The following is a 10,524-nucleotide window of genomic DNA, read 5'->3' on the forward strand; positions in this document are numbered from 1 at the left end:
GGAGTGTCTGCTATGGAGCAACTAATTAAAGAAAAGCTGGCACTTCTGCCAGATCAGCCGGGCTGTTATTTAATGAAAGACCGTTTCGGAACGATTATTTATGTTGGAAAAGCAAAAGTTCTTAAAAACCGGGTACGGTCTTACTTTACCGGCTCACATGACGGGAAGACACAACGGCTCGTAAATGAAATCAAGGATTTTGAGTATATCGTCACGTCTTCGAATATTGAGGCGCTGATCTTAGAATTAAATTTAATTAAAAAACATGATCCTAAATACAACGTCATGCTTAAGGATGACAAAACGTATCCTTTTATTAAAATTACAGCTGAACGGCACCCGCGGCTGATCGTTACGAGAAATGTCAAAAAAGATAATGGAAAGTATTTCGGTCCATATCCAAACGTCCAGGCTGCCAGAGAGACCAAAAAGCTGCTCGACCGTCTTTATCCGCTAAGAAAATGTACTACGCTTCCTGATAAAGTTTGTCTTTACTATCATATCGGACAATGTCTGGCCCCCTGTGTCTATAAGGTAACACAAGAGCAAAACCGGCAAATGGTCGATGAAATGTCCCGTTTCTTAAAAGGCGGCTTTAAGCAAATTAAAGAAGAACTTTCAAAGAAGATGCTGGCTGCTGCTGAGAATCTGGATTTTGAACGGGCAAAAGAATACCGTGATTCCATTGCGCATATAGATGCGACCATGGAAAAACAGAAAATGACGCTGAATGATTTCGTCGATCGTGATGTGTTTGGCTATTCCTATGATAAAGGCTGGATGTGTGTTCAGGTTTTCTTCATCCGTCAGGGTAAATTGATAGAACGTGATATTGCCATGTTCCCGCTGTACCAGGAGCCAGAGGAAGAATTTTTAACGTTTCTTGGCCAGTTTTACTCCAAGAACAATCATATTCTGCCTAAAGAAATACTGCTGCCTGAAAGCGTTGATCATGAAATGGCAGAACAGCTTCTTCACGTTTCAGCCATCCATCCAAAGCGCGGAAAGAAAAAGGATCTCGTATTGCTTGCCCATCAAAATGCCAAAATCGCTTTAAAAGAAAAATTTTCACTCATTGAGCGTGACGAAGAGAGAACGATCAAAGCAATTGATCAGCTTGGTGAAAAAATGGGGATCTATACACCGGCAAGAATTGAGGCATTTGATAATTCAAACATACAAGGGACAGATCCTGTATCTGCGATGATTGTATTCATAGATGGCAAGCCTGCCAAAAAAGAGTATCGCAAGTATAAAATTAAAACAGTGCAAGGACCAGATGATTACGAGTCAATGCGTGAAGTTGTCCGCAGAAGATACACGCGCGTGCTAAAAGAGGAGCTGCCGCTTCCTGACTTGATTATCATTGACGGAGGAAAAGGGCATCTGGCTGCAGCTCAGGATGTACTGGAAAATGAACTCGGTTTATCCATTCCTGTCGCAGGGCTTGTAAAGGATGAGAAGCATCGGACTTCTAATTTAATGATCGGCAGCCCTCCGACTGTCATTGAACTTGAACGAAACAGCCAGGAGTTTTATCTGCTGCAGCGGATTCAGGATGAAGTGCATCGTTTTGCGATTACGTTTCACAGGCAGACAAGAGGAAAAACAGCCTTTCAATCGATCCTGGATGATATACCGGGAGTCGGGGAAAAGCGGCGCAAAACTTTGCTCAAGCATTTCGGTTCTGTTAAAAAAATGAAAGAAGCAAGCCTCGAAGAGCTGATAGCGGCAGGGATACCGGCAAACACGGCACAGCTTATTGCAGAAAAATTGAAAGAATAGATTGCACAAAGACAAATTCTTTGCTACAATTCTAACTAATTTGATAACCAGATCGTTTAGTTCGTTAAATGATGGTAGAGGTGCGAACTTCAAGAGTAGCCCTTCCGAGGAAAATGGAATCCTTTGAAGATGGGTGAAAGGGGAGAGTCGCCGAAGCAAAAAAAGAGCCATTTCTTTCTTTTGCTGGTTTTGCGTTTAATAGACGTAAAATTGTCAAGAAGATGTATTTTTCTTGGAGCGCTATCTCATTGTATGAATGAAGTTCCATTATTCGTTTATGCAAGCAATGAGATAGAGAATCTCATTGCTTTTTTGTGTTTTCTGAGATTCTCCCTTTTACCTGCTGACGATCAATATAAACTTGAAAGGCGAGAGGCTGATATGGAATTAGTTGTACAAAAATTTGGAGGCACATCTGTTGGATCTCCGGAAAAAATCATGAATGCTGCAAGAAGAACAATCGAGGAAAAAATGAACGGGAATGATGTCGTCGTTGTTGTTTCGGCAATGGGGAAAACAACGGATCATTTAGTTTCACTGGCAGCTGAAATCACTCAAAAACCAAGCAAGCGCGAAATGGATATGCTGCTGTCAACTGGTGAACAAGTGACGATTTCTCTTTTGACGATGGCTCTTCAGGCACAAGGATACGATGCTGTTTCTTACACTGGCTGGCAGGCAGGCATTAAGACTGAAAATGTCCACAGCAATGCGAGGATTTCAGGGATTGACTCGGAAAAAATCAAAAATCAGCTCCAAGCTGGAAAAGTCGTTGTCGTTGCAGGCTTTCAGGGACTAGCAGACGGACAGGAAATAACGACGCTCGGCCGCGGGGGTTCAGATACGACAGCTGTTGCGCTGGCTGCTTCTCTAAAAGCTGATAAATGTGATATTTATACAGACGTGACAGGTGTCTTTACGACAGATCCGCGCTATGTAAAAAGTGCAAGAAAATTAGACGGCATCTCTTATGATGAAATGCTTGAGCTTGCCAATCTTGGAGCTGGCGTTCTTCATCCCCGGGCTGTTGAATTTGCAAAAAATTACGGAGTTCCCTTGGAAGTCAGATCAAGCTCAGAAAAAGAAAGAGGCACGTTAATTGAGGAGGAAACAAAGATGGAACAGAATTTAGTTGTTAGAGGAATTGCATTTGAAGATCAAGTTTCAAGAATAACGGTTTGCGGATTGCCGAGCGGCCTTTCTGCCCTGTCAACCATTTTCAAAACGCTTGCAAGCCACGGAATTAATGTGGATATTATTATTCAAAGTTCAACAAACAGCAGCCTGGCATCTCTATCTTTTTCTGTGAAAACAAGTGATGTGGAAGAAACGGTTCACGTCCTTGAAACCTATCAATCAGAGCTTGGCTTTGAAAAAATAGAATCAGAAGGCGGCCTTTCAAAAGTCTCCATCGTCGGATCCGGCATGGTATCAAATCCTGGTGTAGCGGCAGAAATGTTCGATGTTCTTGCCCAAGAAGGAATTGAAGTGAAAATGGTCAGCACATCTGAAATTAAAGTGTCAACTGTTATCAGTCATGCTGACATGGTAAAAGCGGTTGAAGCGCTGCATGATGCCTTCGAATTATCACAGCAGCCTGCACAGGTTCTGTAAACGATATAAAAAAAGGGGTGGGTATAATAGATACCCATCCCTTTAATCGTTGCCGAATTCCATGTCTTTGTAGTCCCATTTCACTGTAAAATGCACTTTATCCGCACGTTTTTTTACTTGTTCATAGGTTTCTGTAATCTGCTTGTTCATCCGCTGCACCTGCTGGGCGAGAAATCCCGCTTCAAGCTGAAAAGAAGGCTCTTTCATCGTCTTGAATCTTGTTTTGATCAGTTCGCTCTCAAGCTGAAATTCCATTTCATCTTTTTTCTTATGTACCAATGAAAGAGTTCCAAAGCCGGCTAATGAAAAGAAAGCAATAAGCTCTTCAATTGATTCTGCAGGATATTTGCGCGCAAGGCTCTTGCCTGCCCAGTAAAGCATAGATGCGGACTCGTTTCCAAGTATATCCGGAATAAGAACTTCCCGCAGCAGCTCATAGGCGAATGCGGGCACTTGCATGTCCCTCAGCTGCGTTATATCGATTTGTTCGCTGGTTTTTTTCACATTCTTCCCCTCTTTCTGACTTTATTATATATCAAGTTGGGCGGGTAAGAACATGCAATAAAAGTAAATTACAAGCTCTAAAACCGCTTTGAAAGTATTTCAGGAAAATAAAAATAGGGAGAAAATAAGATTTGTCACAAAATTAAAATTTATGAACGCGTTTTCTTGACGCTGTAACTCGTTGGGAGTACAATAAATTTGTCACATTTTATCATACAATGTTTATTTTTTTAAAAGATTGCCGGGAATAGGAGAAACATTAAAAAAAAGATTTTAAGATTACTAGGGGGTTATGTTGAGATGGCTGGAAACAGAGAGTATTTGAACCGAAGACTTCATTCCTTGCTTGGAGTTATTCCGGTTGGTGTCTTCTTAATTCAGCATCTTGTTGTAAATAACTTTGCAACAAGAGGAGAAGAAGCATTTAATAATGCTGCACATTTTATGGAAAGCTTGCCATTTAGAGTTGTTCTGGAAACTTTTATTATATTCCTGCCGCTTTTGTACCATGCGATCTATGGAATTTACATTGCGTTTACAGCTAAAAATAATGTAAGCAAGTTTGGCTACTTCCGCAACTGGATGTTTATGCTTCAAAGGATTTCTGGCGTGATTACACTTATCTTTGTATCCTGGCATGTATGGGAAACAAGAATTGCAGCCGCATTTGGCGCTGAAGTGAATTTTGACATGATGGCCTCCATTTTCAGTAATCCATTCATGATTGTATTTTATGTTGTCGGTGTCGTTTCAACGATTTTCCACTTTGCAAACGGACTGTGGTCATTTGCTGTGAGCTGGGGAATTACTGTGACACCAAGATCTCAGCTGATCTCAACTTATGTGACGATCGCACTTTTCCTAGCTTTATCTTACGTTGGAGTCAGCACTATTTTTGCATTTGTTTAATAGGTAATAGAACCAAAGGGAGTGGGCCAGATGAGTAAAGGTAGAATAATAGTCGTCGGTGGTGGCTTAGCGGGCCTAATGGCTACGATCAAAGCTGCAGAAACTGGCGTTCATGTAGATTTATTTTCTTTAGTTCCAGTTAAGCGCTCTCATTCAGTTTGTGCTCAGGGCGGAATCAACGGAGCAGTGAACACAAAAGGGGAAGGCGATTCTCCTTGGGAGCATTTCGATGATACAGTATACGGCGGGGATTTCCTCGCAAACCAGCCTCCTGTAAAGGCAATGTGTGAAGCAGCGCCTTCCATTATCCATTTGCTTGACCGGATGGGAGTTATGTTCAACCGTACTCCTGAAGGTCTTCTGGACTTCCGCCGCTTTGGAGGAACGCAGCATCACCGTACAGCGTTTGCCGGAGCAACAACTGGCCAGCAGCTGCTTTATGCACTTGATGAGCAGGTGCGCCGCTATGAGGTTGCCGGATTAGTAACGAAGTATGAGGGCTGGGAATTCCTTGGGGCTGTTGTCGATGAGGATGGCGTATGCCGCGGTATTACTGGTCAGGACTTAACGACAATGGAAATGAAAGCATTCCGTTCAGATGCCGTAATTATGGCAACAGGCGGACCTGGAATCATTTTCGGAAAATCAACAAACTCTGTCATTAACACAGGATCAGCTGCTTCAATCGTCTATCAGCAGGGTGTGCATTATGCAAATGGTGAATTCATTCAAATTCACCCGACGGCAATTCCTGGAGACGATAAGCTTCGTCTGATGAGTGAGTCGGCACGCGGAGAAGGCGGTCGTGTCTGGACGTATAAAGACGGTAAGCCTTGGTACTTCCTTGAGGAAAAATATCCTGCATACGGAAACCTTGTGCCCCGTGATATTGCAACACGCGAAATTTTTGATGTGTGTGTATCTCAAAAGCTGGGAATCAATGGAGAAAACATGGTTTACCTTGATCTCTCTCATAAAGATCCTAAAGAGCTTGATATCAAACTTGGCGGAATCATTGAAATCTATGAAAAATTCATGGGGGATGATCCCCGCAAGCTTCCAATGAAAATCTTCCCGGCTGTTCATTATTCTATGGGCGGACTTTGGGTTGATTATGATCAAATGACGAATATCCCTGGACTATTTGCAGCAGGCGAGTGTGATTATTCGATGCACGGAGCCAACCGTTTAGGAGCGAATTCATTGCTGTCTGCCATCTATGGCGGTATGGTTGCAGGACCGAAAGCAGTTGAATATGTGAGCGGTCTTGATGTATCTGCTGAAGATCTTTCTTCTTCATTATTTGACGGTCATGTGAAACAGGAAGAAGAAAAATGGCAGAACATCATGAACTTAAATGGAACTGAAAATGCATATGTTCTTCATAAAGAGCTTGGCGAATGGATGACGGACAATGTAACGGTTGTCCGCTACAATGATAAATTGCTTAAAACAGATGAAAAAATTCAAGAGCTTCTTGAAAGATATGAAAATATCAACATTAATGATACAGCTAAATGGAGCAACCAGGGTGCGACGTTTACACGTCAGCTTCAAAACATGCTTCAAATGTCCCGTGTTGTTACACTTGGCGCCTATAACCGCAATGAAAGCCGCGGTGCTCATTACAAACCGGACTTCCCTGAACGCAATGACGAGGAATTCCTAAAAACGACGATGGCCACATTTGCCGGTCCAAAAGCTGCTCCTAAGTTCCATTATGAAGAAGTGGATGTTAGCTTAATTGAACCGCGTAAGCGCGACTATTCGAAGAAGAAAAAGGGGGAATAAAAAATGAACAGTGAAAAGAAAGTAGTTCGTTTTATTATTACTCGCCAAGACCAGCCTGGAGCTGCCCCTTATGATGAAACATTTGAGATTCCTTATCGTCCAAATATGAACGTGATTTCTGCATTGATGGAAATCAGACGGAATCCTGTTAACTCACAAGGGAAAGATACGACTCCGATTACATGGGATATGAACTGTCTCGAAGAGGTGTGCGGAGCATGCTCCATGGTGATCAACGGCAAACCGCGCCAGTCCTGTACTGCCCTTGTTGACCAGCTTGAGCAGCCGATTCGCCTTCAGCCGATGAGAACATTCCCTGTTGTCCGCGACCTTCAGGTTGACCGCAGCAGAATGTTTGATTCCCTGAAAAAAGTAAAGGCCTGGATTCCGATCGATGGAACCTATGACTTAGGCCCTGGCCCGCGTATGCCTGAGAAAAAACGTCAATGGGCATATGAATTATCAAAATGCATGACTTGCGGTGTTTGCTTAGAGGCATGTCCGAATGTAAACAGCAATTCAGATTTCATCGGGCCAGCTCCGCTTTCACAAGTTCGTCTGTTTAATGCACATCCGACAGGTGCATTAAATAAAGCAGAACGTCTCGAGTCCATTATGGGCGACGGAGGTCTTGCAAACTGCGGAAACTCTCAAAACTGTGTGCAGTCTTGTCCGAAAGGAATTCCTTTAACGACTTCTATTGCTGCACTCAACAGAGATACTACGTTCCAGGCGTTCCGTAATTTCTTCGGAAGCGATCAAGTTTAAAACGCAGATATCCAGATAGAAATCAGCGGATATCATTTAATAAGAAAACACCTCTTCCTTTCAATGAAGAGGTGTTTTTTCACTTAAACATGAAAAGGGGAAACAATCATGAAACAAATCTCATACATACAGCTGCCGTTCAAGGAATGGAAGGATACGTTTTCTTTTTATTTTCAGGTAAAAGTTCGTTTTTCCGAAACAGATATGTTCGGACATATGAACAATACAGCCCCAATTTCATATTTTGAAGAAGCACGAATTGAATTCTTTAAGCACGCAGGTCTTATGGATAATTGGCTGAAAAAAGACGGAGAGCTGATTCCTGTTGTTGCAGATATTCAATGCGATTACATCAAACAGGTTTTTTTTGATGAGAAAATCCGCCTTTTTGTAAAAGCAGCATCAATCGGGAATTCATCGATGGATCTGCATTATTGTGCGGTGAATGAAAAAAATGAAGTTTGTTTTACAGGACGAGGCACCGTTGTGCAAATATCCAAATACAATGGAAAAAGTGTACCGTTTCTGGAAGTGGAGAAAAAGATGCTTGCTCAGTCTGCCATATTTGCCACTTGAAAAATAGACATGGAATTTCTTGCTTTCCTCTAAGATTCCTGTCACCGCCATTACAGTGTGCACATACTATATGTTGACTAATCTTATACCCATTCGTTAGATCGGCTCGCACCTAGCAAGGAGGGTTACTATTCTTGAAAGAGAAAGAGTTTCAATCAAAGCCATTACTCACAAAAAGAGAGAGAGAAGTATTCGAATTATTAGTTCAAGACAAAACAACGAAAGAAATAGCGGGCGAGCTCTTTATTAGTGAAAAGACAGTTCGGAACCATATTTCCAATGTAATATAGTTTGAAAGTATTACTAATAAAATCTAATACTTTAACAATTGAACTCAAGACAAATACAAAAAACAGTCGGTATGAAACGCTCCAATAGGTTTCATACCGACTGTTTTTTAAACGGTAACTAAATTAAATATACTCTGGTAAAACATGTCTAATTTCCTGCTCTTCATTTTCCAATCCAGCAATCCACAAATCAACTAACTTAATACCATCAATTAGTTCAACATCTAAACCTTCTGCATACTTTCTTGCAGATGATGTAAACGAACCTGTAGTAATAACATACCCTCCATTAGCACCTGTTTTTATCATGTTAGAATGAATAAGGGCTATAGGATCGAAAGATAAATCTCCTTGATAGCATTTTACTTGACCCAAGAACATGCCTTCTTCTTTTTTATGTTCAAAATCAACACCAAAGTCCCCTGAAGCAGGAGAAACCCACGTTGTTCCCCCTCTAGCCCTTTCAATTACTTTTGCAACAAATGATTCAAACATTAATGGATCTTCCTTAATGTATGTAGTTGAGTATTTAGGTGGATTTTCAGCAGTTTCCTTTCTAAATCTCAAATACAAACCCATAGCTAATGTTTTTTTCATTTCATCACTTGAATCAATATGTTGAGCTAATAAGGCTGCTCTGTGATCGCTATTTTTCTTAGTTAAATTGAAATGAAAAAATGCGAAGAGCAAGAATAATGCCATAAAGATTTCTATAAAAATCATGTGTCTACCTCCAGTCATAATAAAGTAATTGACTGAATTCTTCTGTATTATTCAATTGAAGCATAAAAGAAAGATCAACTTATTGGAAAAAAACTTTTTGATAATAAATTTAAATTTTATATTTGCCAAAATAATTCACGTCATAAATTACATCTATGGAATTTTTACCGTACAATTTTTGAAAAACTTGTACTGAATAAGAATCCATCATTCCAGAAATATAGTCTGCAATCATTCTCTCTTTTCCTTGTTCAGTTCCCCTGAATTCAACGGGAAGTAATAAATTATCCTTATTAAATTCATCATCAATAAAGGCGTCAAACAAGCCCTTAATAATTTTTTCACCTTGTTTTTCATATATTTGAACAATATTTGATCTATTTATACATTTGAAAGTAAATGCTTTTAGACAATCCGCAAAACTGTCCAACGTTTTAAACCCAAGTTCTCGATCATTATTCGTAGCAGTTTTTAATTTGAATTTCTTATCAACTTCAATAATTCCAATATCATTTACTAATTCATTTACTAAGTTAGATGTTAATTCTTTTCTTAATAATAATCCGAATTCTTCAGAAGAATGGTAGTTTGACGCAGAACGTGCAAAAAATTTTGCTTTTTTAACTAAATCTTGAAGGAATAAATAATCCTCATTTTTTCCCACTTCATCCTTAAACTCAAACATGAACTCATCAATATTGAAAAGCCCTAAGCTAAGTGCATCTTCTAAATCATGAGCAGCATAAGCTATTTCATCTGCCAAGTCCACTATCTGAACATCAACCGTTCTTGGCAAAACCTCATAATCTGTCAATAGGTCCTTAAGTTGTAAAAAATTTTCTTTATAAATGAATTTCTTTGTTTCTTCATCATAGGGCTTATAATATTTCACAACACTTAATAAAGTTCTAATAGTTAAATTTAAGCCTCTCCGTTTAGGTAATTTCTTCTCTAATTCATTTAATACTCTTAGAGTTTGTGCATTACCTTCAAACCCACCCTTTTCTTTCATTAATTTATTTAGGACTTTTTCCCCGTGGTGTCCAAAAGGAGGATTTCCGATATCGTGAGCAAGTGCACCTGCTTCCACAACATATGTATCATCTATATACACATTTGTATCACCTGACAGTGTTCTAAGCCTTTCTGCAATCCCTCTAGCTATTTGTGCTACTTCTAAACTATGAGTTAATCGATTTCTATAAAATTTATCATTTTGGATACCTAATAACTGCATTTTTCCTTGAAGTCTTCTAAAAGATGTAGAATAAAGAATTCTTGAATAATCTCTTTGATATTCGTTACGAGCTCTTTGAGTAGGTTCTTCAAAGTGAATCCGTTTGTTTAAATTTTTTAGTGGGTAATAAAATTCTTTTAAGAAATCCAATAATTCACTTTTATTTCTATCCATAAAACCATCTCCATGAATTTAGTTTCATGGATAATATTACCACATAAATGACTTTTGTATTATATTTTTGTCAGAACATTACAACTAATAAGTTTGAGTTATTAAGGGAAGAAAACCCATAGTTAAATACATAGGATAAAACAAAATATTAAG

The 10,524-nt window shown here is 39.6% G+C and carries 10 protein-coding genes and 1 riboswitch; of the genes, 7 read left to right on the plus strand and 3 right to left on the minus strand.

Going from position 1 to position 10,524, the window contains the following annotated elements; genetic code table 11:
- The first annotated feature begins 12 nt into the window (after positions 1–12).
- Positions 13–1,785 carry an excinuclease ABC subunit UvrC gene (gene uvrC / locus E2R53_RS00325; RefSeq protein ID WP_133309911.1) on the plus strand — a complete coding sequence of 591 codons (1,773 nt, stop codon included), beginning with the start codon at positions 13–15 and terminating at the stop codon, positions 1,783–1,785.
- Between the two features lie 67 nt (positions 1,786–1,852).
- A riboswitch (Lysine riboswitch) is annotated at positions 1,853–2,036 on the plus strand.
- 130 nt (positions 2,037–2,166) lie between these two features.
- Positions 2,167–3,399 carry an aspartate kinase gene (locus tag E2R53_RS00330; RefSeq protein WP_133309912.1) on the plus strand — a complete coding sequence of 411 codons (1,233 nt, stop codon included), beginning with the start codon at positions 2,167–2,169 and terminating at the stop codon, positions 3,397–3,399.
- 42 nt (positions 3,400–3,441) lie between these two features.
- Here E2R53_RS00330 and E2R53_RS00335 read toward each other — a convergent pair whose 3' ends face one another.
- Positions 3,442–3,858 carry a YslB family protein gene (locus E2R53_RS00335; protein ID WP_133311091.1) on the minus strand — a complete coding sequence of 139 codons (417 nt, stop codon included), beginning with the start codon at positions 3,856–3,858 and terminating at the stop codon, positions 3,442–3,444.
- Positions 3,859–4,203: 345 nt separating this feature from the next.
- On the opposite strand from E2R53_RS00335, the gene E2R53_RS00340 reads away from it, so the two are divergent.
- The 5 genes from E2R53_RS00340 (at position 4,204) to E2R53_RS00360 (ending at position 8,237) form a co-directional block, all read left to right on the plus strand.
- Positions 4,204–4,812: a succinate dehydrogenase cytochrome b558 subunit gene (locus E2R53_RS00340; RefSeq protein ID WP_070876365.1), complete on the plus strand. Its 609-nt coding sequence runs from the start codon at positions 4,204–4,206 to the stop codon at positions 4,810–4,812.
- Positions 4,813–4,842: 30 nt separating this feature from the next.
- On the plus strand, positions 4,843–6,603 hold the full coding sequence (sdhA, locus tag E2R53_RS00345; RefSeq protein ID WP_133309913.1) for a succinate dehydrogenase flavoprotein subunit: 1,761 nt from the start codon (positions 4,843–4,845) through the stop codon (positions 6,601–6,603).
- A gap of 3 nt (positions 6,604–6,606) precedes the next feature.
- Entirely contained in the window at positions 6,607–7,371 is a 765-nt protein-coding gene (gene sdhB, locus E2R53_RS00350) for a succinate dehydrogenase iron-sulfur subunit (protein WP_133309914.1), read from the plus strand.
- 108 nt (positions 7,372–7,479) lie between these two features.
- Positions 7,480–7,947 carry an acyl-CoA thioesterase gene (locus tag E2R53_RS00355; RefSeq protein WP_133309915.1) on the plus strand — a complete coding sequence of 156 codons (468 nt, stop codon included), beginning with the start codon at positions 7,480–7,482 and terminating at the stop codon, positions 7,945–7,947.
- Positions 7,948–8,081: 134 nt separating this feature from the next.
- Positions 8,082–8,237, plus strand: a complete 156-nt coding sequence (locus tag E2R53_RS00360) for a helix-turn-helix domain-containing protein (protein ID WP_133309916.1) — start codon at positions 8,082–8,084, stop codon at positions 8,235–8,237.
- Positions 8,238–8,360: 123 nt separating this feature from the next.
- On the opposite strand, the gene E2R53_RS00365 is transcribed toward E2R53_RS00360, so the two are convergent.
- Both E2R53_RS00365 and E2R53_RS00370 read right to left on the minus strand, forming a co-directional pair.
- Positions 8,361–8,960, minus strand: coding sequence for a restriction endonuclease (locus tag E2R53_RS00365; RefSeq protein WP_133309917.1), 600 nt, complete (start codon positions 8,958–8,960; stop codon positions 8,361–8,363).
- Positions 8,961–9,069: 109 nt separating this feature from the next.
- Complete coding sequence (locus E2R53_RS00370; RefSeq protein WP_133309918.1) at positions 9,070–10,371, minus strand: deoxyguanosinetriphosphate triphosphohydrolase family protein; 1,302 nt, start codon at positions 10,369–10,371, stop codon at positions 9,070–9,072.
- Between the last annotated feature and the right edge of the window lie 153 nt (positions 10,372–10,524).

Origin of the sequence: Peribacillus frigoritolerans (genome assembly GCF_004358755.1) — a bacterium.
Taxonomy (GTDB): domain Bacteria; phylum Bacillota; class Bacilli; order Bacillales; family Bacillaceae; genus Bacillus_P.

Excerpts from the sequence above, each read along its gene's own strand:
- uvrC (WP_133309911.1), top strand. The coding sequence starts at position 13 with ATGGAGCAACTAATTAAAGAAAAGCTGGCACTTCTGCCAGATCAGCCG.
- E2R53_RS00330 (WP_133309912.1), top strand. The coding sequence starts at position 2,167 with ATGGAATTAGTTGTACAAAAATTTGGAGGCACATCTGTTGGATCTCCG.
- E2R53_RS00335 (WP_133311091.1), bottom strand. The coding sequence starts at position 3,858 with ATGCAAGTGCCCGCATTCGCCTATGAGCTGCTGCGGGAAGTTCTTATT.
- E2R53_RS00340 (WP_070876365.1), top strand. The coding sequence starts at position 4,204 with ATGGCTGGAAACAGAGAGTATTTGAACCGAAGACTTCATTCCTTGCTT.
- sdhA (WP_133309913.1), top strand. The coding sequence starts at position 4,843 with ATGAGTAAAGGTAGAATAATAGTCGTCGGTGGTGGCTTAGCGGGCCTA.
- sdhB (WP_133309914.1), top strand. The coding sequence starts at position 6,607 with ATGAACAGTGAAAAGAAAGTAGTTCGTTTTATTATTACTCGCCAAGAC.
- E2R53_RS00355 (WP_133309915.1), top strand. The coding sequence starts at position 7,480 with ATGAAACAAATCTCATACATACAGCTGCCGTTCAAGGAATGGAAGGAT.
- E2R53_RS00365 (WP_133309917.1), bottom strand. The coding sequence starts at position 8,960 with ATGATTTTTATAGAAATCTTTATGGCATTATTCTTGCTCTTCGCATTT.
- E2R53_RS00370 (WP_133309918.1), bottom strand. The coding sequence starts at position 10,371 with ATGGATAGAAATAAAAGTGAATTATTGGATTTCTTAAAAGAATTTTAT.